The organism is Pseudomonas sp. SD17-1, assembly GCF_029201585.1.
GTDB classification, from domain to species: Bacteria; Pseudomonadota; Gammaproteobacteria; order Pseudomonadales; family Pseudomonadaceae; genus Aquipseudomonas; species Aquipseudomonas palmensis.
In genome coordinates, this window is the sequence record NZ_CP104044.1 from 2,632,590 (window position 1) to 2,658,103 (window position 25,514).

The following is a 25,514-nucleotide window of genomic DNA, read 5'->3' on the forward strand; positions in this document are numbered from 1 at the left end:
TCCATCGTTCATACAAACCCTATGAAGTGGGAGGGGCGCAGACCGGCGGGAGTTCAATCGGGTTGACCGGCCTTGCGCAGGGTCAGGTTGATGCGGCGGGCGCCCAGCAGGGGGTGCTCGCCGTCCTTGAGCGGGTTGACCCCGTGAAAGCGCAGGCGATCCTCGCCGCCCCAGACCATCACATCGCCGTGCTGCAGGCCGACCTTGCGGGTGGGCTCGCTGCGGGTGTGCCCGCCGAACAGGAACACCGCCGGCAGGCCCAGCGAGATCGACACGATGGGCTGGCTGAAGTCGCGTTCGTTGCGGTCCTGGTGCAGGGTCAGGCGGTTGCCGGGCTGGTAGTGGTTGATCAGGCAGGCGTCGGGCCTGAAATGGGCGAAGCCGGCGGCCTCTGCGGCGGCAGCGGCCAGCTCGGCGAGCAGCGTGGGCAGGGCAGGCCAGGGCTTGCCGGTGAGCGGGTCGAAGGGGCTGTAGCGGTAGCCCAGGCGGTCGCTGACCCAGCCCAGTGGCCCGCAATTGGTGACCGCCACCTCGATGGTGCGCCCGCCGGGGGTGAGCTGGTTGCGAAACGGTGCGGCGCGCAGCACCGTGCGCAGGGCCGGCAGCAGGGGCTCGACGAGGTCCAGGGCAAAGCCTGGCAGCAGCAGCGTCTGCTTGCCGATCCATTCGGGGGCGCCGAGGGCGGGTGGGCCGAACAGGTCGAGTTCGGGTTGTTTCATGCAAGGATCTCCAGTGACGCCTTCGCCGGCAACGCCGGCGCCTGCAGGCGACGCAAACCGGGCAGGAGCCGGCGTTGCCGGCGCAGGGGCCGGTGACTATGCTTGGGCCTCATGGAGCCCATCATACCGCTGCGCCAACCCTGCCCACCCGGTGCCTGCATCTGCGAGCGCGAACGCCTGCTCGAAACGCCGGGCGCCGACCTGCGCATTCTGCGCCTGACCCGCCAGGAAGAAAACCGCCTGCTCCAACGCCTGGAAAACCTGCAGAGCCTGCCCGACCTCGAACACCTGCAGCGCCGCCTGTTCGATCAGCTCGGCATCCAGGTGCACATCGCCCCCGGCCCCAATGAAGTGCGCACCATGCGCGGTATCCGTATCGAGGTCGAGGGCCCGCCAGGGTTGTGCCGCAAGACCCGCCAGAGCATACCGGCGGCCATCCGCCGCGCCCTCGAAAAACGTCCCGAGATCGCCTACCGGCTGCTCGACGCCCATGACCTGTTTGGCCAGCAGTAACCATCGCAGGGCGTTTCCTACGCCGTGACCACGCCAATGCACAACATTGGCTCGCAACCTGCATTGCCCCAGGCATCGATAGCTGATCGATTGGTCAGACACCGGCCTTGCCGTGTCGCCACTCCATTGCCCAGGGCCGCCGTGCATGACGCTAGCTCAACGATTTATCCCCGCGCCGGTTGATCCGGCCGGCTGGAACGCCGAACTGAACCTGCGCTTCGTCGCAGGTCAGGGGCGGACCCGAATTGGTGCACGCCAGCATTTCGGCCCACTTCTGGTGCAGCGCCCGTTCTACCCCGAAGGCGACCCCTGCCATGTGTATGTGCTGCACCCCCCGGGCGGGGTGGTGGGGGGTGATCGCCTGGCCCTGAACCTGCACCTGGAGCCGGGCAGCCATGCGCTGCTGACCATGCCCGGCGCCACCAAGTTCTACCGCAGCGCCGGGCCCACCTCGGTGCTGCGCCAGCGCTTTCACCTGGCCGAGGGCAGCGCCCTGGAGTGGCTGCCCCAGGACAGCATCTGCTTCCCCGGCGCGCGGGTATCGCTGCACAGCCATTTCAGCCTGGCCCCCGGCGCGCGCCTGCTGGCCTGGGAAACCCTGTGCCTGGGCCGCCCGGTAATGGGCGAGGCCTTCAGCCATGGCGCCGTGGACAGCCGGCTGCAGGTGGACATGCCCGACGACCCCGGCCTGCACGAGCGCCTGCGCCTGCAGGGTGGGCACCTGCACAAGCTGGGCGGCCACCCGCTGCTGGCCACCTTCTGCGCCGCCCCGGCCAACGAGCAACTGCTTGAACAGGTGCGCGAACTGATCCACCCGCTGCCGGTGCCCGCCGGCGCCACGCTGCTTGGCCAGCTGCTGGTGGTACGCCTGCTCGACCACGACAACCAACGCCTGCAATCCACCCTGCAGCGGCTGTGGCGCGCCCTGCGACCGACCGTCGTCGGCTTGCCGCCATGCCCGCCGCGCATCTGGGCCACTTGAGAGACCGCACCATGGAGCTGACCCCGAGAGAGAAAGACAAACTGCTGCTGTTCACCGCCGCGTTGCTCGCCGAGCGCCGCCTGGCCCGTGGGCTGAAGCTCAACTACCCCGAGGCGGTGGCGCTGATCAGTGCCAGCGTGATGGAAGGTGCCCGCGACGGGCGCACGGTGGCCGAGCTGATGAGCCTGGGCCGCGAAGTGCTCGGGCGTGACCAGGTGATGGAAGGCGTCAGCGAGATGATCCACGACGTGCAGGTGGAAGCGACCTTTCCCGACGGGACCAAGCTGGTCACCGTCCACGACCCTATCGTCTGACCTGCCCAGGAGCAGCCCATGATTCCCGGAGAAATCCAGGTCGCCGACGGCGACATCGAACTCAACGCCGGTCGCGCCACGATCAGCGTCAGCGTGGCCAACCATGGCGACCGGCCGATCCAGGTCGGCTCGCACTATCACTTCTACGAGGTCAACGCCTTTCTGGTGTTCGAGCGCGAGGCCACCCGCGGCTTTCGCCTGGACATCGCCGCCGGCACTGCCGTGCGCTTCGAACCGGGCCAGGCGCGCACCGTCAACCTGGTGGCCTATGCCGGCAAGCGCGAGGTGTATGGCTTCCAGGGCCGGGTGATGGGCAAGCTGGGGGCCGTGGCATGAGCCGTATTTCCCGGCGTGCCTATGCCGACATGTTCGGCCCCACCGTGGGCGACCGCGTGCGCCTGGCCGACACCGAGCTGTGGGTGGAGGTCGAGCAGGACTTCACGGTCTACGGTGAAGAGGTCAAGTTCGGCGGCGGCAAGGTGATCCGCGACGGCATGGGCCAGGGCCAGATGCTGGCCGCCGAGGCCATGGACCTGGTGCTGACCAACGCCCTGATCATCGACCACTGGGGCATCGTCAAGGCCGATATCGGCGTGAAGAACGGGCGCATCTTCGGCATCGGCAAGGCCGGCAACCCCGACGTGCAGCCCGGCGTGACCCTGGCGGTGGGGCCGGGCACCGAGGTGATCGCCGCCGAGGGCAAGATCGTCACCGCCGGCGGCATCGACTCGCACATTCATTTCATCTGCCCGCAGCAGGTCGACGAGGCGCTGGTGTCGGGCATCACCACCTTCATCGGCGGCGGCACCGGGCCGGCCACCGGCACCAACGCCACCACCTGTACTTCGGGCACCTGGTACCTGGCGCGCATGCTCCAGGCCGCCGACGAACTGCCGATCAACATCGGCCTGCTGGGCAAGGGCAATGCCTCGCAGCCCCAGGCCCTGCGCGAGCAGATCGAGGCCGGGGCGGTGGGGCTCAAGCTGCACGAAGACTGGGGCTCGACCCCGGCGGCCATCGACTGTTGCCTGGGCGTGGCCGAGGCGATGGACGTGCAGGTGGCGCTGCACAGCGACACCCTCAACGAGAGCGGCTGCATTGAAGACACCCTGGCCGCCATCGGCGACCGCACCATTCACACCTTCCATACCGAGGGCGCGGGCGGCGGGCATGCGCCGGACATCATCCGTGCGGCGGGCTACGCCAACGTGCTGCCGTCCTCCACCAACCCGACCCTGCCGTACACCGTCAACACCGTGGACGAGCACCTGGACATGCTGATGGTGTGCCACCACCTGGACACCAGCATCCCCGAGGACGTGGCCTTCGCCGAGTCGCGCATCCGCCGCGAGACGATTGCCGCCGAAGACATCCTGCACGACATCGGCGCGTTCTCGATGACCTCGTCAGACTCCCAGGCCATGGGCCGGGTGGGCGAGGTGGTGCTGCGCACCTGGCAGGTGGCGCACCAGATGAAACTGCGCCGCGGCCCGTTGGCGCCTGACACCGCGCGCAGCGACAACTTCCGGGTCAAGCGCTACATCGCCAAGTACACCATCAACCCGGCGCTGACCCATGGCATCGCCCATGAAGTCGGTTCGCTGGAGGCCGGCAAGCTGGCCGACCTGGTGCTGTGGTCGCCGGCGTTCTTCGGGGTCAAGCCCGCACTGGTGCTCAAGGGCGGGATGATCGTGATGGCGCCGATGGGCGACATCAACGGCTCGATCCCCACGCCGCAGCCGGTGCACTACCGGCCGATGTTCGGCGCCCTGGGCCAGGCGCGCAACGCCACGCGCATGACGTTCCTGTCCCAGGCCGCGGTGGAGCGTGGCGTTCACCATGAACTGCGCCTGCGCAGCCTGATCGGCGTGGCCCGGGGCTGTCGCACGGTGCGCAAGGCCGACATGCTGCACAACGGGCTGATGCCCACCATCGAAGTGGATTCACAAACCTATGAGGTACGCGCCGACGGCGAGCTGCTGGTGTGCGAGCCGGCCAGCGTGCTGCCGATGGCGCAGCGTTATTTTCTGTTTTGAGGAGCGAGCATGATCCTGTTGACGCAACGCCTGAACCAGGCCGCACACATCGGCGCCACTGCCACCCTGAGCCTGGATACGCGCATCAAGAGCCGCGTGCGCATCACCCTGGATGACGGGCGCGAGGCCGGGCTGATGCTCGAACGCGGCCAGCTGATTCGCGGCGGCGAGCTGCTGGCCGACGCCCAGGGGCGTGAGGTGATTCGCGTGCTGGCGGCGCCGGAGCAGGTCTCGACGGTGCGCTGCGCCGACCCGCTGGCGCTGGCCCGCGCCGCCTATCACCTGGGCAATCGGCATGTGCCGTTGCAGATCGAGCGCGATTTCGTGCGGTACCAGCACGACCATGTGCTGGACGACATGGTGCGTGGCTTCGGCCTTGAGGTGGCGGTGGAACAGGCGCCGTTCGAGCCCGAGGCCGGCGCCTACCAGAGCGCGCCGCACAGCCACAGCCACAACGATCACCCCTTTGTTCGCGTGCCTGGCCACGCCCACTGATTTCGACATGGAGTTGCACGATGAAAAAGACCCTCGCGTTTGCCTTGCTGCTGATCGCCGTCCCTGCGTTCGCCCACCCCGGCCACGACAGCAACCCCCTGCAGGACGGGGTGCTGCACCCGCTCACCGGGCTTGACCACCTGCTGATGCTGCTGGGCACCGGGGTGCTGGCCGCCCTGACCGGGCGCACCCTGGCGCTGCCGCTGGCCACGCTGGCGGCGATGTTCGGCGGCGCGCTGATGGGCCATCTGTTCGGGGGCGTGATCGGCATGGAGAGCATGATCATCGGCTCGCTGCTGGTGGCCGCCGCGGCGCTGCTGCTGCCCAGCCGCCAGGTGCTGCTGGCGCTGGTCATGCCGGTGTTCGCGCTGTTTCACGGCTGGGCCCACGGCGTCGAAGCCAGCCCGGGCGCGTTCTGGGTGTTCAGCGCAGGCTTTGTCGCGGTCAGCGGCCTGTTGCTGCTGGCAGGCTATGGCGCCGGGCGCCTGTTGCGCCGTCACCCCGGGCTGCAGAAGGCCTGTGGCGGCGGCCTGCTGGCCGGTGCCGCCCTGGTGCTGGCCGGCTGATGAGCGCCAACCTGCAGTTGCTGCGCCTGCTGCAACTGGTCAGCGCCAACCTGCCGGTGGGGGGCTTCACCTATTCCCAGGGGTTGGAGTGGGCGGTGGAGGCGGGCTGGGTGACGGGGGCCGACGGCTTTGGCGCCTGGCAGCGCGAGCAGTTGCACGACACCCTCGGCCACCTCGACTGGCCGCTGCTGCAACGGCTGTACAGCGCGTGCCGCGCGCAAGATGCCGATGCGTTCGCCCACTGGAGCAGCTTTTTGCTGGCCAACCGCGAAACCGCCGAGCTGCGCCTGGAGGAACGCCAGCGCGGCAAGGCCCTGGCGCGCCTGCTCGATGGCTGGCAGCTGTGTCAGGCGCCGGCCTGGCGCAGCAGCGTCGAGCTGAGCCAGCTGGGCGGCATGGCCTGGCTGGCCGTGCACTGGCAGATCCCGCTGCGTGAGCTGGCCCTGGGGCATGGCTTTGCCTGGCTGGAAGGGGCGGTGATGGCCGGGGTCAAGCTGGTGCCGTTCGGTCAGCAGGCGGCCCAGACCCTGCTGCGCGAGTTGTGCGAGGAGCTGCCTGCGGTACTGGAGTGGGCGCTGGACGTACCTGATGAACACCTGGGCGGCGGCCTGCCGTTGCTGGCGATTGCCTCTGCCCGCCATGAAACCCAATACACCCGATTGTTCCGATCCTGAGGAAACTGCCATGCAAAGCTACCAGCAACCCCTGCGCGTCGGTGTCGGCGGCCCGGTCGGCTCCGGCAAGACCGCGCTGCTCGAAGCGCTGTGCAAGGCCATGCGCGATGACTACCAGATCGCCGTGGTCACCAACGACATCTACACCAAGGAAGACCAGCGCATCCTTACCGAAGCCGGCGCGCTCGAACCCGAGCGCATCGTCGGCGTGGAGACCGGCGGCTGCCCGCATACCGCGATCCGTGAAGATGCCTCGATGAACCTGGCGGCGGTGGAGGATCTGGCGCGCAAGTTCGGCAACCTGGAAGTGATCTTCGTCGAGAGTGGCGGTGACAACCTGAGTGCCACCTTCAGCCCGGAGCTGGCCGACCTGACGATCTACGTGATCGACGTGGCCGAAGGCGAGAAGATCCCGCGCAAGGGCGGGCCGGGGATCACCAAGTCGGATTTTCTGGTGATCAACAAGATCGACCTGGCGCCCTATGTGGGTGCGTCGCTGGAGGTCATGGAAAAGGACACCCGGCGCATGCGGCCCGAGCGGCCGTGGACGTTCAGCAACCTGAAGACGGGGCAGGGTTTGCAGGCGGTGATCGGGTTCATTGTCGAGCGGGGGATGTTGAAACCGGTTTCGGTGTGAATGCCTATCGCGGGTCAAGCCCGCTCCCACAAGGACGGCGCCAGCTCCTGTGGGAGCGGGCTTGACCCGCGATGGCATCGATGCGGTGCCTGCGCATTGCACATTGCCCACATCGCTGTATACAGTGTGCGCACCAAGGGGAGCCCCGGCAACGGGCTGAGAAACCGCTGGCATCTGCAGCGCGGTGACCCTTCGAACCTGATCCGGATCATGCCGGCGAAGGGATGGGATCTAGCGCCTGCCTTCTTTGCCGGTCTCACTGCGAGGCCGCTCTATGACTGCCCCACGTTTCACCGAACACCTGCGCAAACAAAGCGAACCCACCTGGTCGGCCGCCGTCGGCCACCGTTTCGTCACCCAGCTGTGCGACGGCAGCCTGCCGGACCCGGTGATGGTGCGTTACCTGGTGCAAGACCATCGCTTCATCGACAGCTTCCTGACCCTGCTCGGCGCGGCCATTGCCACCGCCGACACCTTCGATGCGCGCCTGCGCCTGGCGCGTTTCGCCGGCATGATCGCCAGCGATGAAAACACCTATTTCCTGCGCGCCTTTGAGGCACTGGGCGTGAGCGAGGCGCAACGCACCGCGCCGGCCGACGCACAGCCCACGGCCGGCTTCAAGGCGATCATGCGCCAGGCGGCGGCCACCCGATCCTATGCGGCGGTGCTGGCGGTGCTCAACGTGGCCGAGGGCCTGTACCTGGACTGGGCGCTCAAGGCGCCCAGGCCGCTGCCGGACAACTTCGTGCACGCCGAGTGGATCACCTTGCACGACAACCCGGCCTTCGCCGACTTCGTCGCGTTCCTGGGCGCCGAACTCGACCGCGTGGGCCCGCAGGAAGAGGCGCTGAGCACCGATTTCTTCTTGCGTGCCGTGGCGCTGGAGCTTGAGTTTTTCGATGCCGTGTACCCACAGGGGGAGTGAACGATGGATATTTTCGACCGTTTGAAAGCTGCTGCACCGACCGAGTGGGCCAGTTACGTGGACCACAGCTTCGTGCGCCAGATGGGCCAGGGCAGCTTGCCCGAAACGGCGTTTCGTACCTACCTGGTGCAGGATTACCTGTTCCTGATCCAGTTCGCGCGGGCCTGGGCGCTGGCCGCGTACAAGAGCCGCCGGCCTTCGGACATCCGTGCCGCCCAGGCGGGGCTTGCGGCGATTCTGGACGAGACCGACCTGCATGTACGCCTGTGCGCGCGCTGGGGCTTGTCCAAGGCTGACATCGAGGCCGCGCCGGAGCACCAGGCCACCGTGGCCTATACGCGCTTCGTGCTCGATTGCGGCGCGGCGGGCGACTTGCTGGACCTGCATGTGGCGCTGTCGCCCTGTGTGATCGGCTATGCCGAGATCGGCCGGGCGCTGAGCCCCGACGGGGTGGCGGCGCTGGGTGATCATCCGTACCGCGAGTGGATTGGCGAGTATGCCGGGGAGGGGTATCAGGGCGTGGCTGCTGCAGCGCGCCTGCACCTGGACGAACTGGCGGCGCGCAGCATGACCGAGCAGCGCTTCACCGAGCTGGTGGCGATCTTTGCCCAGGCATCGCGGCTGGAGGCGGATTTCTGGCAGATGGGGTTGGCGGCGCGGTAGAACGGCGTGGCGCAACGGCGCTCCCGGCACCGAGCGCCGCTCGCGCGGCGCTTCGCCGGCATCCCATCGCGGTGACATTGCCCCTTATCAGCTAAGGTTGCCTGCTTACGCATGATAAGGACCCATCATGAACGACCTGCACCCGCAGCCCCTGCTGGCCACCTTGCTGCTGCTCGGCAGCCTGCCCGCCCTTGCGGCCTTGCCCGGCGCCCCGGCCTATATCGATGACAGCGGCTACCCCGAGGCCGCCAAGCAACGCATTCTGCCGGCAATGTTCGAGCAGACCCTCACCAGTACCCGCTATATCGCGCCCGCCGGCAATCCCCTGACCACCGTGGCCGAAGCCACCGGCTTTGCCGACACCAGCACCTACGCGCAAACCCGCGATTACCTTCAGCAACTGGCATCCGCCGCCAATGGCGCCATCGTGCTCAGCGAGCTGCCGGAGAAAAGCGCCGAGGGCCACCCGATGCTGCTGGTGGTGGCCTCGCTGGAGGCCGACAAGTCACCCGCCGCGCTCAAGCGTTCGGGCAAGCCGACGCTCTTTATCGAGGCCGGTATCCACCCCGGCGAGTCCAACGGCAAGGACGCGATGTTCATGCTGCTGCGCGATATGACCACCGGCAGCAAGCCGCTGGCCGGCCTGCTGCAGAAGGTCAACATCCTGTTCATCCCCAGTGTCAACGTGGACGGCGATATCCGCCGCAGCGCCTATGGCCGAATCAACCAGAACGGCCCCCGCCAGAGTGGCTGGCGCGTGAACGGGCGCAACCTCAACCTGAACCGCGATTTCACCAAGCTCGACAGCGCCGAGATCCGCAACGTGGCCTGGGTGTTCAACACCTACGAGCTGAGCTTCTTCGCCGACACCCACTCCACCGATGGCGCGATGTACCCCTACGACAGCTCGTATTGCCATAACGGCAATGGCTGGTCGCCGGCCAGCAGCGCGTGGATGGACACGGTGATGCGTGCGCCGGTGTACCAGGCGCTGGAGGGCGAGGGGCATGTGGTGCACGAGTGCATCAGCATGAACGACAACCAGGACCCGACCCAGGGCTACTACCCGTACCGCACCGACCTGGCGCGCTTCTCCAACCAGTACGGCGATATCCGCAACGTGCCGTCGATTCTGATCGAGCAGCATGCACTGCACCCGTACCAGACCCAGGTGCTGGGCAACTACGTGATGCTCAAGACGATGTTCCAGGTGATCGGCGAGCAGGCCGCTTCGCTGCAGCAGGCCATTGCCAGTGACCGTGCCCGGCTCGCGGCCCAGCGCGAGGTGGTGCTGACCTGGAAGCCGGGCAAGGAGGAGCAGGTGGATTTCAAGGTGGGCGACTACCGCTACGAACAGTCGCCGATCACCGGTGCCAGGACGATCGTGTGGGGCAACGTGCCCAAGCCGCTGACGGTGCCGGTCACTGGCAACACCGAGCCCGACCTGGTGGTCAAGCGCCCACGCCAGTACGTGGTGCCGGCGCAGTGGGCCGAGGTGATCGCGCGGCTCAAGGCGCATGGCATCCGCATGCGCACCCTCGAGCAGCCCACGGCGATGGCGGTGACGCTGTACCGCATGGATGAGGTGAAGGTGGCCGGTGGCTTCGAGCCGGACCGTGCGGCAGCCAACGAGATTCCGGGCTATGAAGGGCATCTGCTGGTCAGTGGCGTGGCCAACCCGCTGGAGCGTATGCAGACCTTTGCGGCGGGTTCGGTGCTGATCGACGTCGACCAGCCGCTGGGCGTGCTGGCGATCAACCTGTTGCACCCGCAAAGCCCCGACTCGTTCTGGGCCTGGGGTTTCTTCAACGCGACCCTGGTGGCGGCGGAGGAGCCAGAGGAATACGTGATGGAGCCGATGGCGCGCAAGATGCTGGCCGCGAGCCCGGCACTCAAGGCCGAGTTCGAGGCCCGCCTCAAGGACGACAAGGCGTTCGCCGACAGCCCGAGTGCGCGCCTGCACTGGTTTTACCAGCGCACGCCCTTCTATGACGTGAATGCATTCGTGTATCCGGTGGGGGCCGTGTACTGAGGCAAGCCGAAAAGGTCGATGACAACGCCACTGCTGCTGATCGCTGCCGTGCATAAGCCGACGGCGCAGACGCAGTGCACGCTGCGCTAGGGGCCATCAGCTCGTAGCGGGCAGGGCCGCCACGGCATCGACTTCGATCTGCATGCCGTCCAGTGCCAGGCGCGGCACGGGTATCAGGGTGCAGGTCGGTTTGCTGAGCTGGCCCCAGGCGGCGTTGGCAGCCGCCACCCACAGCGCCAGCCTGGCTTCGCTATGGTCCACGATCAGCAGGGTCAGCTTGAATACATCGGCCAGGCTCGCACCTCTTGATTCCAGCGCGGTGCGCAGGTTGAGCAGTGCCTGGCGCGCCTGTTCGGCAAAGTCGGGCGACAGCGTACCGGCAGGGTCTTCACCCCCCTGGCCGGCGATGTACAGCAGCTTGGCGGCGGTGCTGACCTCGGCCACGTGTGAATAGGCATTGGCGCTGGGGTCGTACAGGCCTTCGGGGTTGGACAACACAAATACGGCGGGTTGGCTGGTGCTCATGGGGCGACTCCACTCAAGGGAGGCGCAAGGGTAAAACCTCAAGTTAGGTTGAGGTCAAGCACCTGTTTTCAAGGGCGCCGCACGTTCTTCAGTAGTGTTTGAGAAATAGGCGCTGCGAAGGCACCGGCCCGTTGATCAGTCGGATCAGGTCGCTGGCCTGCAAGGTGAACGGCTTCGAATAGTAGTAGCCCACAAAGAAGCCGGACGCCTTCATGGTGCATGGCAGTACCGGCTTTCTTGCCAGCATGTCGAGGGCCGCTGCGTCGCTCAGGTCGCGGTACTGGTCTTTTTTCTGAAAGCTCAGTTTCGAGGTGAACAGGCCATCACGGGGCGGTCGGTCATCGCGTTCGATCTCACCGATCAGCGAATACGTCATGCGGTGGTCATAGGCGAGGTTCTCATCCTCGGTGATCGAGCATTCGATGCGCGTGCCCAACTGGCTGGTCTTGCCCCGGAAGGCGTCGAGCACATCCACATCTGCCGCGAAGGTCAGGGTGTACACACTGTGGTTGCTGTCGAGCTGCTTTTGCAGGGAAATCGGTTCGACCGTGGCCTTGGCGCGCGGGATGAACAGTGAACAGGCACTGAGCTGGGCAGCCAGCAGGCCAAGTACGATCAGTGGAAGCAGGCGCATGTGTCATCCATGGGGGCGGGAGGGCGCCTTGATACACCAGTTGGTCACGCTGCGCCAGCGGTTCACGAGGCATCGCACAAAGCGCCGTGACACTTGCCGCAGAGTGCCTGCTAGGGCATCCTGCGCGCCCGCCACACTCATGGAAGAAGGGCGCATGCCTGTGTTTCACCGCTTCGCCCTCGGCTTCACGCTGGCCGCCGGTGCACTGTTGAGCAGTGGTTGCGTCAAGGACCACGGCATCGACCCGTTGCCCCTGCGCTTTGTGTCGTTCAGCGACAACCCGTATCGCTACGACCTGCGTTTTCAGGCCGACGAAGACCTGCTCAGCCTGTTCGAACGCCACACCGGCAATGGCCAGATCAGCGAGCGGCTGGTGTGCGCGCTGGACGGCGACGAGAACTTCGACCTCGAGCACGTGATCACCTACAACCTGTCCGGCTCGCCCGAGTTCGAAAGCCGCGCGCCCGATGGCAGTTTCAACTACCTGGCGCAGATGAGCTTCGACAAGACCCTGCCGAGCCGCTCCAGCAGCACTGAACTGACCCGCGAAACCATCCAGCGCCTGCTCGAGAACAGAACCACAATCCCGTGCAAGCTGTACGTCACCGCGTTCCCGTATCACGCGTACTTTTCACTGGTGATGCGCATCCCGGTTTCGGTGCTGCTGGCCGAAGTGAACAAGCACGACTACAGCCCGTACATACCACCTTTTGTGTGGGCCGCGCCGACGCTGGACGACGCCACGCCGCTGGCACCCTTCGCCAGGCAGGTCGAGGCGCCGCTCTACAGTGCACGCCTGCCCATCACCGACAGCGAAACCGGCAGGCCACTGCCACGCGTGGCCTACGTGATCCAGCGCAAGGACGGGTATCTGGAATACGGCACCAGCGATGCCGAGGGCTACACCCACGAGGTGATCTCGCTGACCCGGGAAACCATCAAGCTTTACCTGGTGGACTAGGGGTATCATCCCCAGCTGAATTTGCCCTACTGCGCTAGAGGAACCCCACGGTTTGCCTGATTCACTGCATGCATCGCTCCACAACCCCCTGCTGCAATACCTCGCCCGACTGGCCCCGTCGAGCCAGTTGACCATGAAGTACATCCTGCAGGACGCCGCCGACCGTCTGGACTTCGAGGACATCGACATCAAGGAGGTGCCCTGGCACTTGCTCGAACCGGGGCATGTCACTGCGCTGGTGGCGGCGTTGCGCGCCGACGGCTATGCGCCCAACACCACGTCGCTGTACGTCAACGCGATTCGCGGGGTGATGAACGAAGCCTGGCGCCTGGGCCTGATCAGCCAGGACCAGCTGCTGCGCATGCGCACGGTCAAGGCCGCCCAGGGCACGCGCCTGCCGGTGGGGCGCAACCTCAAGCGCACGCTGATCCGCGAACTGATGGAGGCCTGCGCTGCCGACCCGCGCCCGCAGGGGCTGCGCGACGCGGCGGTGATCGCCTTGCTGTACGGCACCGGCATGCGCAAGAGCGAGTCGGTCAACCTCGACCTCAAGCAGATCGACTTTGCCGAGCGCAGCCTGCAGGTGCTGGGCAAGGGCAACAAGCAGCTGATCAAGTACGCACCGGTGTGGGCCTTCGACAAGCTCAATGCCTGGCTGGAGTTTCGCCGCTCGCAGCTGCCCGAGGGCCAGGCCGACGATACCTTCCTGTTCAACCGCATCCGCCGCGGCAGCCATATCACCCGCGAGCGCATCACCAAGCACGCGATCTACTACATCGCCCGCCAACGCGGTACCCAGGTGGGCGTAAAGATCATGCCCCACGATTTTCGCCGTTCGTTCATCACCCGGGTGATCGAGGAGCACGACCTGTCGATCGCGCAGAAGCTGGCGCATCACAGCAACATCCAGACCACGGCCAACTACGACATGCGCGACGACAACGAGCGGCGCCGCGCGGTGGACCGCTTCGACTGCTAGCTGCCGGCGGGCCAGGCCCGGGTGTTGATTCGGCTGGGCCGGGCTGGCCATTGCCAGCTGCTGCCGGCACGGCGCAACCATAGCCCGCTGCCGCTGGGCAGCAGGCTGGGGGTGCCCAGCCGTGGCAGGACCTGTACGTCAGCCGCGTAGGCGTTGACCTGGGAGCCCCTGTGCAGATGATCGACACTGAACGTCCCGGACTGTGCGCGGACTTCACCGCTCGGGGTTTCGACGATCAGCGGGCGCGGGTCGCTGCTGGCCTGCACCAGCACTTCGCCGTCGTGCAGCACCAGGCGTCGTTGCTGCGCGGTGAAGCGGATGTCCACATGGGTGGCGTGGTTGAGCGCAAGCTGGCTGCCATCGCTCAATTGCAGCAGGCGTGTCTGGGCCGGCCCGGTGCGTTCATCGGCCATCAATTGGCGCCACGGCACGATGTTCTGCGCCAGGTAGGCGCTGCCAAGGATTGCCAGCAGGCAAGCGCCAAGGCGTTTCAGGCGAGGGTGAGACACGGGGAGCCCCAGGTGGAAGAGGCTGGGGATGATAGGGGCAGCAGGGGCGGCACTCAAGCGGTTGCAGTGCTTGGGCCTTCGCCGGCAAGGCCGGCTCCTACAGGGTGTGTATTGCCGGTAGGAGCCAGCTTGCGGGCGCAGCGGTCAGCTGCCAGCCGGGCCGCTGACACCGCCGCTGTTGTTGCTTTCGGAGCCTTCGTGGCCATTTCTCTCGGAACCGGTGCCCTCGGGCATCTGCCCACGGGTGTCATCGGTGTTCATGCCGCCCTGGCGGCCGTCGTCGTTGCCCTGGGTACGTGGGTCGGTGCCGTTGGGCATGGACGGCTCGTTGGACGGGGCCGGTACATCCACCCCGGCCCCAGGAAGGGTGGAGTTGGGCACGCCGTTGCCGGGGGCAGGGTTGGTCGGGCCGGTACCTGCGGCCAGGGCCACGGTGGCCTGGGCGCCCAGCAGCGCGGCGAACAGCAGAGCGGTGATCGGGGTGCGGGTCATGGTCGAACTCCTTTCATGTGGGCTACCTGACATTGGTCCGTCGTCATGCGCCGAGGGTGCGGCGTGAGCGACGGACGGTCTAGTCGCGACCCCGCATGAAGAAGCCCGCCACGTACTTGCGGAAGGTGTCCAGGCCTTTGAAATCGGCAAAGCGCCTGAAGTTTTCCGTTTCGGGCTCCGGGCCCAGCGGCTGTTCGGTCAGCGACACGGACAGCACCCGGTCCTGGTCGGAGCTGAGCACCAGTTCGTCCATCACCCGACCGCCGATCACCGGCCGGCGCATCACCACCTTCACACCCTTGCCGGCCATCCAGTCGATCAGCGAGACGAGCATCTTCAGCGGTTCGCGCTCTTCGTCGCGGTACACCGGGAACAGGTGAGCGCGCGACAGCACCGGCACGCTGGCCACATGGATCAGTTCGTAGAAGTGGCTGCCGGCGGTGGCGGGGGAATAGATGGCCAGCGCCAGCAGCGGGCCGGGGGTGCGGCTACCGCCCCACAGCAGGTGGTGGCCCTGGAAGTCGAACCCGTCTTCGCTGCGTTCGGTGAGCACCTTGCGCGCCTTGATCTGGCTGACGCAGTCCAGCAGCAGGCCATGGCGCCGATGTGTGCCGAACACCGTGGCGTCGCGCAGACGTGCCTTGAGCATCATCATGTGCTTCATGTCCAGGCGGGTTTCCAGGTAGTTGCTGGCGGGCACGCGGTCGATCAGCGGGTAGCGGGTGGCGACGCTGCGCAGTTCGGCGAACTGGGCGGTCAGGTCCTTTTTGAGGTGGGTGGCATAGACGTTCAGGCCGCTGGCTTCGATCAGGGTCAGCAGCAGCGAGAGCAGGCGATGCTGTTCGCGCCTGTCGCCGCTGCCGTTGCCTTCGCCGCTGCCGGCAGCGGCACGCTGGAAATCGCCGATCAGGCGCAACGGCGCGTCCGGTGCCAGCCAGGCCGCCGGCGGGGTGTCGGCCTCGTTATGGCTGGCGTCGGTGTCGCGTTCGTCCTTGGTGAAGGCACAGCCCGGCGCATGTTCGGCGGTGCCGGGGTTGTTCTTGAGAAACAGCGTGCCGGTGCTGCCGTTGAGGTTGACGTTGAGTACCGGCATGCTTTTGGGCTGGCATTCGCAGGCCAGCCACTGCCCGGCGGCGCGTACCTTCATCAGCAACTGGTTGGCCTGCAGCAGCCGTGGGCCCTCCAGGGCGCCCAGCACGAACCCGCGCAGCAGTTCCTCTTCGGCGGGGGTAAGGGTGCGCACCAGCGCGGCGTTTTTCTCGATGATTCGCATGGACGATCCTGGCCAGCCTTCCTGTGCCTGCCACCTTAATTCAAAGCCCTGCACGCGACCATCGCCGCGTGCAGGTGGCGTTCATTGCGGGCTGAACATTTTTGCCGCGCGGGCGCGGATTTCCTCGACCGACACGTCTTCGACGTGGGTGGCGACGAACCAGAGGTTGCCGAAAGGGTCCTTGAGGGTGCCGCTGCGGTCGCCGTAGAACTGGTTCTGCACGGCGTTGACCTGGGTGGCGCCGGCCTTCAGCGCCTGGGCGAAGGTAGCGTCGACATCTTTGACGTACAGGTGCAGGCCGATGGCGCTGCCCTGCAGGGATTGGCTGCTGGTGAGCCCGCCGGCCTGGTCGCAGGGGTCGGCCAGCATCAGCGAGGAATCGCCGATTTTCAGCTCGGCATGGCCGATACGGCCATCGGGGGCGTCGAGGCGGAACATTTCGGTGGCGCCGAAGGCGGCCTTGTAGAAGTCGATGGCCCTGGCAGCGTCCTTGATGCCCAGGTAGGGGGTGATGCTGTGCTGACCGTCGGGGATGGGTTGGGTGGCCATTTTTTCCTCCATTGGTACGCAAAAAGTGTGTTGCCTACACGGGCCCTATCGCGGGTCAAGCCCGCTCCCACGTGTTCATCACTGCCTTTGTGGGAGCGGGCTTGACCCGCGATAGGTGCGCCGCGATCCAAGCCTATGCTTGTACCGTTTTGCCCACCACGCAATCAGAAGATGTAGTCAGTCGTCAGGAAACTCGACTCGCGGTTGCGGATGATCTGGCTGATCAGCTGTTTGTTGGCCTCCTGGAACTTGGTGGCCACCAGGGTGCGGATCGAGAACACGCGCAGTGCGTCATGCACCGACAGGGTGCCTTCGGCCGAGTTCTTGCGCCCGTTGAAGGGGTAGGTGTCCGGCCCGCGCTGGCACTGGGCGTTGAGGTTGATGCGCCCGACCTGGTTGGCGAAGGTGTCGACCAGCCGGCCCACGGTGGCCGAATCGGTGCCGAAAATGCTCAACTGCTGACCGAAATCCGAATCCAGCACGTAGTCGATCACTGTCTGCAGGTCGCGGTAGGGCACCACCGGGATCACCGGCCCGAACTGCTCTTCGTGGTACACGCGCATCTGTGGGTTCACCGGGTACAGCAGCGCCGGGTAGAAGAACGAACCGCGGCTCTGGCCGCCGCCCTGGTTGATCACCCTGGCACCGTGGGCTACTGCATCGGTTACCAGGCCGCCCAGGTAGTCGACCTTGCCTGCTTCGGGCAACGGGGTCAGGCTGACGCCCGGGTCCCATGGCATGCCGGGCTTGAGGTCGGCCAGCTTGCGCTGGAACTTGTCGAGAAAGGCGTCCACCACCTGCTCGTGCACGAACAGGATCTTCAGCGCCGTGCAGCGCTGGCCGTTGAACGAGAGGGCGCCGGTGACCGCCTCGTTGACCGCGTTGTCCAGGTCGACCTCGGGCAGCACGATGCCCGGGTTCTTGGCGTCCAGCCCCAGCGCGGCGCGCAGGCGGTGCGGGCGCGGGTGAAGCTTCTTCAGGTCGCTGGCGGCCTTGTTGGTGCCGATGAAGGCGAACACGTCGACCTTGCCGCTGGCCATCAGCGCGCTGACGGTCTCGCGGCCACGCCCGTAGATGACATTGATCACGCCGGCCGGGAAGCTGTCGCGAAACGCCTCCAGCAACGGGCGAATCAGCAGCACGCCGAACTTGGCCGGCTTGAACACCACGGTGTTGCCCATGATCAGCGCCGGGATCAAGGTGGTGAAGGTCTCGTTGAGCGGGTAGTTGTAGGGGCCCATGCACAGCGCCACGCCCAGGGGCGCGCGACGGATCTGGCCGAGGGTGTCCTGCTCCAGTTCGAAGCGACTGGAGCGCCGGTCGAGTTCCTTGAGGGCGCCGATGGTCTCGACAATGTAGTCGCAGGTGCGGTCGAACTCCTTCTCGGAGTCCTTGAGGTTCTTGCCGATTTCCCACATCAGCCACTTGACCACCACCGCGCGCTGCTCGCGCATGCGGGCCAGGAACGCCTCCACATGCTGGATGCGCTCGGCCACGCGCATGTTCGGCCACACGCCGCGGCCCTTGTCGTAGGCACGCACGGCGGCGTCCAGGGCGGTGAGGGCGGTATCGGCGTCCAGCAGCGGGGCGCTGCCGAGTATCACCTGCTGCTCACCGTCGTCGGTCTTGAGCCACACCGGGCTGCGCACCGTGGCCAGCGGGCCTTCCCAGCGGTGCAGCTGCCCATCCACCAGGTAGTCGCGCTGCTCGAGCGGGTCGCCCAGGCGATAGGCCTCGGGGATATCCGTGGCAGCGGGAAACAGCGAGTCCAGACGATCCATGACGCAATACCTCTTTTCCATGGTGAATGAAACGGTTCAGCCGAGCATAACGCCGGCCCCGGCACAAAAGCCAGCCTGGCCCGGGTGCGCTCCGGGCCGGCGCTCGCCTGTCAGTCGATGGTGCCTCGCGCCACTCCCTCGGTCAGGGTTCTGCGCAGGTCGACGAGGCGTTGTTCGTACACCTGCCGCAAGCGCTGCGCCTCCACCAGCAGTTCACCTTCGCTCAGCGTTTCGGCTGCCTGCTCCAGGCTGTCGTCCAGCGCTGCCCGCGAGGCGGCGAACTGTGCGGCGAAGCGTTCGCGCAAGTGGTGCTCCCATGCAGGGTAGACCGGTTCCTCTTCATGGTTCATGGCCAGTACTTCGTCCAGGCCGTGGGAGGTGGTCGGGTCAACCGCCAGCAGCAGGTTGCGCTGCTGTTCTATCCAGGCTTCGCCCGGCAGCGGCATCACATCGACCAGTGCGTCGATGATCACCGGCTCGTCGGCACGCGCCGCCTGGGCCAGGTCCAGGCCCGGCAGGCGGGTGATACGTTTGAGCGCCCACTGGTAGAGCGTCGCGTAGCTGTCTTCGGACATGTTGAACGAAAGGCTCAGCACGCCGAAGCCGAGCTTTCTGAGACGCACGTGGTTGACGATGGTCGCCAGCAAGGTGCGCGAGCGGGTTGCCAGGTGCGGGATGGCCAGGGCCTGTGACACCTCGCCCAACTGTTCGAGGTCGAGCAGGGTGCCGCCTGTGCGGGCGAGAATCTGCTCACGCAGGGGCGCATTGGCGTCCATCCAGGTCAGCAGGCGCCACAGGCGGCGCCGGTAGGTCAGTGGGGCGACGATGTAGGGCGGGCTGTCGAACATGGCACGCAGGTCCCGGAAGAACCCCGACGGCAGGCTCTGCTGCAGTCGTTGCCAGCTGGCCCGCTGTTGTGGCGTGGCGTCGTCGAGCAGTTCGTTGTAATCGATCTCGGCCACCAGCAGGTCGATACGGTGGGTGGTGTAGTAGGCATCGGCCGCCTGCAGGGCAGCATCGCTCAGCGGATTGTGTTCCAGGCGCAGCGCCCGGGCCAGCGGAGGTGAGAGGATGGCGGTCGGTGGCAGCTCCTGCAGCTGGTTGCCGGACAGGTCCACCAGGTTCGGCGCGTCCAGCTGATCAAGCCCTGCCGGATAGCTCGCCAGGCTGCAGTTGTACAGGTCCACGCCCTGCAGCCGGTTCAGGCGGGCGAAGTCGGGCGGGGTTGCCAGCGGGTTGTTCGCCAGGCTCAGGTCGCGCAACTGCGGGTAACCTTCGAGGGCGTGCTGCAGGTGCTCGTCCCAGACCAGGCGGTTGTTGGCCAGGTCCAGCACGCTGAGCCGATCACCCAGCCCGGTGGGCAGGCTGGTGAGTTCGCAGCCGTTCAGGCTGACGCGCTGCAGCTGGGTGAAGTGGCGCAGGAAGGCGTCAGGCACCCGGGTCAGGGAGTTCTGCTCCAGCGACAGCTCATTCAAGTGATCGAAGTTGGCCTCCAGCACAGGGAAGCTTTCCAGGTCACCGTCGGTCAGGTCTAGAAAGTCCAGGTTCAGTTGAATGATGGCTTCGCCGTCGGCGACCTCGCGCACCGACAGGCGCTGCCAGGCGGCGATGATTTCTTCCCGCGCCGATTGCCGGGCTGTACTGGGCAGGGCCCACAGGGTCAACGCGCTTTTCAGGCGTTGCAGGGTTTGTTCGAGCGTGCGCAAGCGCGCCTGTGCCGGAATCTCGCTGGCCTCCCAGGCCGCCAGTGTGGCACGCGCCTCTTCGCCGCTGGCATGCGGGTAGAGCGTGCGGTAGCGGGCCTCCTGTGAGGAGCTGGCAGGCGACACCGGCGGGTAGCCGGGGCGGTCACTGCCGCCCAGCAGGCGTGCTTCGCTGGCCCAGCCGCGGACCTCGCCGGACCACAGCCAGGTGGCAAGTTCGCCGCGGGGGCGTTCGAGCATCGACAGCACGCGTTGCTGCAGCGCCGCCCTGGTGTCCAGGCCCAGCACCTGGCGATAGCGGGGAGCGATGCTGTCATGCAGGGCCGCGAACAGGTCGTCGCCGGGCGCGTGCAGCGGGAGGTCGTCCTTGAAGGTCTGGTAGCCTTCTGCACCGTGCACCAGAACCCTGCGCTGCGCCTGGGTGGCACGACCCACGCGCTGCAGCAGAGGGCCGCGCGGGCCACCACTGCGTGCTTCCAGCACCACCGAGGCGTCCCAGCCAGGGGCGTGCTCCAGGCACAACAGCGCCAGGCGCGTGCTTTGCGGCGTCGCCAGGGCTGGCCAATACAGGCCTTCGGTCGCGCGTACCAGGGGAACACGGGCGGCCAGCGTGGCGGCCTCTTCCAGCAATTTGGTGGGGATGGCTGCCGGTGGCACCCAGCGTGCCAGCCGGGCCGGGCCGACAGTGTCCAGCAGGCTGCGGGCCAGCACCGGGCTCAACCCGGGCAAGCGTGCGCACAGGGCCGTGATGTGCGGCTGCGGGGGCACCAGGGCCAGGTAACGCTGCTCGAACAGGGCCTTGCCGACGTTGCCCGTGACGTTTTCGGCGCGCAGTTGCCGGGCGATCCTGAGCCGTTGCAGCGTATCGGCCAGCAAGGGTGGCACGCCCAGATTGGCGGCGTGCAACCGACGCAGCGCGTCTTCGCGGGTGCCGCTGACCTGGCAGGCCTGTTCGAGTTCTGCATCGCTCAGGCCTTGCGCAAGCGGGCCCAGACGGCGCAGCAGGGTGGCCCGCGACCAGCTCAGCGGCTGTTCATGCACGCTGCGCCAGGCACCCTGGCCGTTGTGCTCCAGCGCGGGGCGATAGGCGTCTTCACGCTCGGGGTGGCGCAGTTGCCATTGCTGCTGGTGCGCATCGAACTGCTGCTCGTACAGGTCGGCGCCGAGCCTGATGTAGTGCCGGTCCGCGTGCCGGTACTGGCCCTGGTCGTTGGCTGTCACCTCGGCGGGCAGCGACGTGTCCAGCCGGTAGGGTGCCAGGTCGGGCAGGTACAGGCGCGTACTGCCATCGGGCAGTGGCACTTCGATCAACGCATCGACCAGCGCTGGCGCTGCCTTGATCGCCAGCACCGAACCGGCCAGCATGCCGGCAGTGATCGCCACCGACTGCAGGTGCGCCATGGCGCCCTCGACGTCGCCGTCCTGCCAGTCCTCCACGCCTTCATACACCTCCTTGATCAGCTGTACCGCAGTGACCGCCAGCATGACCGGGCCCAACGCGGGAACGAACATCGCCGCGGCATTGAGCACGTTCAGCGCGCGTGTCTCCCATTGTTCCAGGCGGGCCTTGCGCGCTTTCTCGTCGGCTTCAGCGGTGGGCACCATGAGTACCCGTGCTTCATCCTTCAGGCGTTGCAGGTGGCGGTCCTGCAGCACGCCGAACAGCTCGCCGGCAACCGGGGCAAGGCTCAGGTACAGGCTGTCCTGCTCCTGCGAGTGCCACGGTCCGTCCTTGTCGACCACCTGCCGGGCCAGGTTGTGTCCGAGCACATCGAACAGGTGTTGCTGCTGTTGCAGCGGTACGTAGCGCTGAAACAGTCTGCGAAACCCGGGGTGGTTGAGGCGCCCTTTGAGGTAGCGCTCCAGCGCCGGCATCGACGCATGCTCGGTGAGGGCATCGTCCGGGTCGCCGGGCAGGTACAGCAGCAGGCTGTCTGCCTGCTGCTCAGATGCCAGGGCAAACAGCAGGATGTCGTGCAACGGTACGCCGCTCATGCTCAGCAGGCTGGCCTGCACTGGCGGGGCCTCGGCGCCTGCTGCGGCGGGCGCGTCCAGCAGCGCCAGCAACCGGCGGCAGGCGGTTGGCCCGATGCGCTGGCGCGCTTTCGCCACGGTGACCTCCAGGCGCAGCAACTGGCGATTGGCATCGATCGAGTCGCGACGCACCCTGTCTTGCGTGGCAGGTGTTTCGAACACTGCCTGCAGGTGCTGCTGGTAGCGGGCGCCCAGGTCCAGTTCGCGGCACAGGCGGGCGAACACGGCGGGTGACAGGCGATGGCGGGTATAGCGGTAGGCAAGCCCGGCGTCGGTCAGGTCGAGGTGGAAATGGCCTTGCAGGGTGATCGCACTCTTGCCGAGGAAAGTCACGTCGTCACCGAAGTTCTGCAGCGCTGCCTGCAGCAGGCTCTGCTTCTGGTAGGTGGTACGTGTGGCGAGCTGCCAGAGGTCGGCCTCTTCGTGAAACTGCACCAGGTCGGTAGTGTGCAGGTTCAGGGTTTCGCCAATTTCGGCGTCAAGGCGCGCCTGCAGCAGCGGCTCGGCAAATGCCAGCAACCCCTGGAAGGCCTTGAGGGTGCCTGCCAGTGTCTGGCTGGCCCGCCGATAGCGACGCCTGGCTGCGCGCACGGCGTCACGCTGATCGGGCAGGCCGTTGGCCAGCCAGTCCGGTTCGGCATCGGGGATGACATGGGTCAGGGCCAGATGGCGCCGAAGGTCTTCGGCGTCCTGGGCGCTGGTGTGTTTCAGCCAGGTGGGCAGGCGCTGGACGATGAACGGTGAGTGGGGAATACGTGAAGGGGTGGTAGGCATGGTCGTGCTCCGGTCCGTGGACCGACAGCACAACCGATCAGCCGGGCGAAGCGGTGGTAGTTATCTGTTGGAGGCAGTGTCCAGGGTGCTCTGGCGCGCCTCGCGCAGCGACGCGTAGCCGACCCTGGGCACGCCCGCCAGGCGCTGGTCGAGCAAGGCCTGCAAGGACTCGCCACTGCCCAGGTAGGCATCGCCGAAGTCGTGGCTGCCCAGGGCACTGGGGTGCGCCACCACTTCGAGCACGCCATGGCGTGGGGCCAGGCCGTCACGCAGGTCGACCGGGGTACACACATGGTCGGCGGTCAGCCTGGCCAGCTGGCGCAGGCGCTGGTTGAGCAACGTCTTGAACAGGCGTTTTGCCGGGCCGATGTTGTGCCCCACATTGCGGGCCAGGCGTATCGGCACCCCTTCGCGGGCGGCGAAGCGGGCGACGATTTCGCCGATGGGCCACAGGTTGTGCACGTGCTGGTGGGAGTCCAGGTGGCTGGGGGTCAGCCCATGGTCCAGGCAGCGCTGCCATTGCGCGGCCAGTTCCTCGTGCACCGCCTGGCGGGCCGCGCGCCCCAGCCACAGGCGCTTGCGCGACAGGCCCAGGTCGAACTCGCCCTCGGCATTGCAGAACTGCGCCAGCGCGCGGATCGGCTCGCTCAGCGGGCGCCCGTAGGTCAGGTTGAAATGCAGGCCCACGCGCCCGCGCAGGGCCGGTTGCTGGGCCAGCGCGCAGGCGGCCTTGAATGCCGGCATGCTGGCCATGGCGGTGGCCGAACTGATCAGGCCGCACTGGAACGCGCGCAGGATCACCGCGTTGGTGTGTTCGTTGAGGCCAAAATCGTCAGCGTTGACTATGACTTGGGACGGCATCCGGGCGCTCCTGTGCTGTGGGTGTGGCAGTGGGGGTAGTGGCAGGTGCCGGCACGGGCTGCTGTTGGCGGCGTTTGATCCAGGGCTTGATGCGTTGCCACAGGCGCAGCGCCATGCCCAGGCACAGGCCCGACGGGCGCCAGCTGTAGAAACTGTGGCGCAGGTGCTCGACCTGGCCGGTCATGCGCTCATGCAGCTGGTGGCTGGAGTTCTCCAGGCTCACCCTTGAAGCGTCGATCCACGTCCAGCCTTCGTCCAGCCCCCAGTCGATCCATTCCTGCAGCAGCACCCGGCCGCTGCCAAGGTCGGCATACTGCGGCACGAAGGCGAGGTTGTAGTCGTACAGGCGGCCCCGTTCGAGCAGGCCCAGGCGGTAGCTGATGCAGCGCCCGTCCAGTTCCAGCACCACCAGGCGCAGACGGCCATCGGCCGCCAGCGCGGTGAAGGCCTGGAACATCCATTGGCGCTGTGCGGGAACCGAGAAGATGCCGACCCCGTCGTCGCCTTTCCAGCTCACGGCCTCGACCGCGCTGACGGCTTCCAGCCAGGAAGCTGCGTTGGCGGTATCGGGGGTTACTCGGCGCACCTGTGCCCCGCAGGCGGCGATGCGCTTGCGCGCGCGGCGCAACTTGTAGCGCGGGTCGCCACTGACTTCCTGGCGGTCGGCCTCGCTTATCTGGTGCACCGGCGCACGGCAGGCGGTGCGCTGTTCGTGGGTGGAACTGCGGCGTGCCCACTGCTGCAGCCAGGGCGAATCGCCCGTTACCTCGTTGAGTTGCAGCAGGGCATGGGGCAGGCGCGTGCGAATGGCTGCCAGTACCTGGCCGGCGGCACTGGTCGGCAGGTCGATGAGCAGGCCGATGCGGTCGCTCATGGGGTAGCCCAGGTGGTGCACCACGGCAAAGTCCAGCGGCCCGTGGCGCTCAAGGGTGCGGACCAACGGCAGGCACAGCACCAGGCGTCCTTGTGCGTGCCCCAGCAGTACCTGCAGGTGCTGGCTGGCCGGCAAGGCAGCCTCGGCGGCGCGCAGCCAGGCCAGGCTGTTGAAGGGGGTGGCATCGGGCAGCCGCTCGCGCAACTGCTCGTAGGCGTCGGCGGGGAAGTCGTCGGCACGCAACGAGGCGTGCCAGGTAAAGGTCAGGGTCATCGGTTCAGGACACCGTGGCAGTAGTGCTGCGCGGCGCCGGTTTGCGCAAGGCATCCAGGCGCGAGCCGCTGTAGCGCGTTTCGCGGAAGAATTTCCAGCGACCGAACAGGCAGTACACGTGCATCACACGGCCCTGCTCGACGTAGCCCATGCGCAGGTGCAGCTTGAGCGCCGGAATGTTGTGGGTCTCGCACACGTCGACCACCTTGTCGCAGCCCTGTTCGGCCATGGCGCGCCACAGGGCCAGTTGCAGGTCGACCGACAGCGACGTACCCCAGTACTGGCGCGCCAGTTCACCGCCGAACTCGAAGAACTCGCCCGGCTCGACCGGGAACCAGCAGCCATAGTAATGACGGTCGTGGTAGTGACGCGGGCTGCCCCAGATGAACGCCACCACGTGGCTGTCTTCGTCCAGGAACATCAACCCGGTATGCCCTTCGGCGGCCAGTTCACGCATGGTTTCGACACGGTCGCCGAAGTGCTTGGCAAAGCCTTGCACGTTGTGCACCGTGATGCGCTCCACGCGTAGCGGCGCATAGGGCTTGAGGGTATGCGGCGGCACCGGGCTGACCAGGTCGCGCTCCATCCACAGCAGCTCCCAGTGAAAGAACACGTAGCGCTTGTACGCGCTGCGAAGGGTGGCGCGCAGGCCTTTCTGGTGTACGCGCTGGCTGAACTTGCTGACGATATTCATGGTGGCTCCCGTATCCGGCAGGGGAAGAGATCTTCGGCACTG

At 66.7% G+C, this 25,514-nt stretch carries 26 protein-coding genes and 1 riboswitch; of the genes, 14 read left to right on the top strand and 12 right to left on the bottom strand.

Annotation, left to right across the window (positions count from 1 at the left end; all coding sequences use genetic code 11):
- Nucleotides 1-53 precede the first annotated feature (53 nt).
- Nucleotides 54-719: a DNA oxidative demethylase AlkB gene (alkB, locus tag N0B28_RS11985; protein ID WP_054914441.1), complete on the bottom strand. Its 666-nt coding sequence runs from the start codon at nucleotides 717-719 to the stop codon at nucleotides 54-56.
- 111 nt (nucleotides 720-830) lie between these two features.
- Here alkB and N0B28_RS11990 point away from each other — a divergent pair, with 111 nt between their 5' ends.
- The 12 genes from N0B28_RS11990 to N0B28_RS12045 all read left to right on the top strand — a co-directional run bounded on the left by N0B28_RS11990 (nucleotide 831) and on the right by N0B28_RS12045 (nucleotide 10,556).
- The gene (locus tag N0B28_RS11990; RefSeq protein WP_054914649.1) at nucleotides 831-1,232 is read left to right on the top strand and encodes a hypothetical protein; all 402 of its coding nucleotides are present in this window, start codon (nucleotides 831-833) and stop codon (nucleotides 1,230-1,232) included.
- Between the two features lie 145 nt (nucleotides 1,233-1,377).
- A complete protein-coding gene (locus N0B28_RS11995; RefSeq protein WP_275731903.1) occupies nucleotides 1,378-2,214 on the top strand; it encodes an urease accessory protein UreD in 837 nt (278 codons plus the stop codon).
- An 11-nt stretch (nucleotides 2,215-2,225) separates the two neighbouring features.
- On the top strand, nucleotides 2,226-2,528 hold the full coding sequence (locus N0B28_RS12000; RefSeq protein WP_043859641.1) for an urease subunit gamma: 303 nt from the start codon (nucleotides 2,226-2,228) through the stop codon (nucleotides 2,526-2,528).
- Between the two features lie 18 nt (nucleotides 2,529-2,546).
- Nucleotides 2,547-2,864 (top strand): urease subunit beta, encoded by a 318-nt coding sequence (locus tag N0B28_RS12005; protein WP_043859640.1) that lies wholly within the window; start codon nucleotides 2,547-2,549, stop codon nucleotides 2,862-2,864.
- Entirely contained in the window at nucleotides 2,861-4,564 is a 1,704-nt protein-coding gene (gene ureC, locus N0B28_RS12010) for an urease subunit alpha (protein WP_043859639.1), read from the top strand. Before N0B28_RS12005 ends, ureC begins: the two co-directional genes overlap by 4 nt.
- Nucleotides 4,565-4,573: 9 nt before the next feature.
- Nucleotides 4,574-5,059, top strand: a complete 486-nt coding sequence (ureE, locus tag N0B28_RS12015) for an urease accessory protein UreE (protein WP_123753068.1) — start codon at nucleotides 4,574-4,576, stop codon at nucleotides 5,057-5,059.
- A 20-nt stretch (nucleotides 5,060-5,079) separates the two neighbouring features.
- Entirely contained in the window at nucleotides 5,080-5,625 is a 546-nt protein-coding gene (locus N0B28_RS12020; RefSeq protein ID WP_275731906.1) for a HupE/UreJ family protein, read from the top strand.
- Nucleotides 5,625-6,299: an urease accessory protein UreF gene (locus N0B28_RS12025; RefSeq protein ID WP_054914445.1), complete on the top strand. Its 675-nt coding sequence runs from the start codon at nucleotides 5,625-5,627 to the stop codon at nucleotides 6,297-6,299. Before N0B28_RS12020 ends, N0B28_RS12025 begins: the two co-directional genes overlap by 1 nt.
- A gap of 10 nt (nucleotides 6,300-6,309) precedes the next feature.
- Entirely contained in the window at nucleotides 6,310-6,936 is a 627-nt protein-coding gene (gene ureG, locus N0B28_RS12030; protein WP_043860582.1) for an urease accessory protein UreG, read from the top strand.
- A gap of 126 nt (nucleotides 6,937-7,062) precedes the next feature.
- A riboswitch (TPP riboswitch) is annotated at nucleotides 7,063-7,178 on the top strand.
- Nucleotides 7,179-7,210: 32 nt separating this feature from the next.
- The gene (locus tag N0B28_RS12035; RefSeq protein WP_058540235.1) at nucleotides 7,211-7,861 is read left to right on the top strand and encodes a TenA family protein; all 651 of its coding nucleotides are present in this window, start codon (nucleotides 7,211-7,213) and stop codon (nucleotides 7,859-7,861) included.
- A 3-nt stretch (nucleotides 7,862-7,864) separates the two neighbouring features.
- On the top strand, nucleotides 7,865-8,524 hold the full coding sequence (locus N0B28_RS12040) for a TenA family protein (protein WP_043860584.1): 660 nt from the start codon (nucleotides 7,865-7,867) through the stop codon (nucleotides 8,522-8,524).
- 127 nt (nucleotides 8,525-8,651) lie between these two features.
- Nucleotides 8,652-10,556 (top strand): M14 family metallopeptidase, encoded by a 1,905-nt coding sequence (locus N0B28_RS12045; protein WP_275731907.1) that lies wholly within the window; start codon nucleotides 8,652-8,654, stop codon nucleotides 10,554-10,556.
- Between the two features lie 96 nt (nucleotides 10,557-10,652).
- On the opposite strand, the gene N0B28_RS12050 is transcribed toward N0B28_RS12045, so the two are convergent.
- The gene (locus tag N0B28_RS12050) at nucleotides 10,653-11,081 is read right to left on the bottom strand and encodes a RidA family protein (RefSeq protein ID WP_100632723.1); all 429 of its coding nucleotides are present in this window, start codon (nucleotides 11,079-11,081) and stop codon (nucleotides 10,653-10,655) included.
- Nucleotides 11,082-11,169: 88 nt separating this feature from the next.
- Nucleotides 11,170-11,715 carry a hypothetical protein gene (locus N0B28_RS12055; protein WP_275731908.1) on the bottom strand — a complete coding sequence of 182 codons (546 nt, stop codon included), beginning with the start codon at nucleotides 11,713-11,715 and terminating at the stop codon, nucleotides 11,170-11,172.
- 154 nt (nucleotides 11,716-11,869) lie between these two features.
- Between N0B28_RS12055 and N0B28_RS12060 the strand changes: the two genes are divergently transcribed.
- Nucleotides 11,870-12,676, top strand: coding sequence for a hypothetical protein (locus tag N0B28_RS12060; RefSeq protein ID WP_275731909.1), 807 nt, complete (start codon nucleotides 11,870-11,872; stop codon nucleotides 12,674-12,676).
- A gap of 133 nt (nucleotides 12,677-12,809) precedes the next feature.
- On the top strand, nucleotides 12,810-13,655 hold the full coding sequence (locus N0B28_RS12065; RefSeq protein ID WP_229590266.1) for a tyrosine-type recombinase/integrase: 846 nt from the start codon (nucleotides 12,810-12,812) through the stop codon (nucleotides 13,653-13,655).
- Here the strand turns inward: N0B28_RS12065 and N0B28_RS12070 are convergent.
- From N0B28_RS12070 to N0B28_RS12110, 9 genes are all read right to left on the bottom strand, one after another.
- Nucleotides 13,652-14,164, bottom strand: a complete 513-nt coding sequence (locus N0B28_RS12070) for a FecR domain-containing protein (protein WP_275731910.1) — start codon at nucleotides 14,162-14,164, stop codon at nucleotides 13,652-13,654. The genes N0B28_RS12065 and N0B28_RS12070 overlap by 4 nt on opposite strands.
- Before the next feature lie 144 nt (nucleotides 14,165-14,308).
- Nucleotides 14,309-14,656 (bottom strand): hypothetical protein, encoded by a 348-nt coding sequence (locus tag N0B28_RS12075; protein ID WP_043860591.1) that lies wholly within the window; start codon nucleotides 14,654-14,656, stop codon nucleotides 14,309-14,311.
- 79 nt (nucleotides 14,657-14,735) lie between these two features.
- Nucleotides 14,736-15,929: a hypothetical protein gene (locus N0B28_RS12080; protein ID WP_100632725.1), complete on the bottom strand. Its 1,194-nt coding sequence runs from the start codon at nucleotides 15,927-15,929 to the stop codon at nucleotides 14,736-14,738.
- A gap of 81 nt (nucleotides 15,930-16,010) precedes the next feature.
- Nucleotides 16,011-16,478, bottom strand: coding sequence for a VOC family protein (locus N0B28_RS12085; RefSeq protein ID WP_058540228.1), 468 nt, complete (start codon nucleotides 16,476-16,478; stop codon nucleotides 16,011-16,013).
- 164 nt (nucleotides 16,479-16,642) lie between these two features.
- Nucleotides 16,643-18,259, bottom strand: a complete 1,617-nt coding sequence (locus N0B28_RS12090) for an NADP-dependent glyceraldehyde-3-phosphate dehydrogenase (protein WP_058540227.1) — start codon at nucleotides 18,257-18,259, stop codon at nucleotides 16,643-16,645.
- A 110-nt stretch (nucleotides 18,260-18,369) separates the two neighbouring features.
- On the bottom strand, nucleotides 18,370-22,770 hold the full coding sequence (locus N0B28_RS12095; RefSeq protein WP_275731914.1) for a leucine-rich repeat domain-containing protein: 4,401 nt from the start codon (nucleotides 22,768-22,770) through the stop codon (nucleotides 18,370-18,372).
- Nucleotides 22,771-22,830: 60 nt separating this feature from the next.
- Nucleotides 22,831-23,631: a ChbG/HpnK family deacetylase gene (locus N0B28_RS12100; RefSeq protein ID WP_043860596.1), complete on the bottom strand. Its 801-nt coding sequence runs from the start codon at nucleotides 23,629-23,631 to the stop codon at nucleotides 22,831-22,833.
- The gene (locus N0B28_RS12105) at nucleotides 23,603-24,778 is read right to left on the bottom strand and encodes a GNAT family N-acetyltransferase (RefSeq protein WP_275731917.1); all 1,176 of its coding nucleotides are present in this window, start codon (nucleotides 24,776-24,778) and stop codon (nucleotides 23,603-23,605) included. The genes N0B28_RS12100 and N0B28_RS12105 overlap by 29 nt, the downstream gene beginning before the upstream one ends.
- Before the next feature lie 4 nt (nucleotides 24,779-24,782).
- Nucleotides 24,783-25,472 (bottom strand): GNAT family protein, encoded by a 690-nt coding sequence (locus N0B28_RS12110; RefSeq protein WP_043860598.1) that lies wholly within the window; start codon nucleotides 25,470-25,472, stop codon nucleotides 24,783-24,785.
- Nucleotides 25,473-25,514 lie beyond the last annotated feature (42 nt).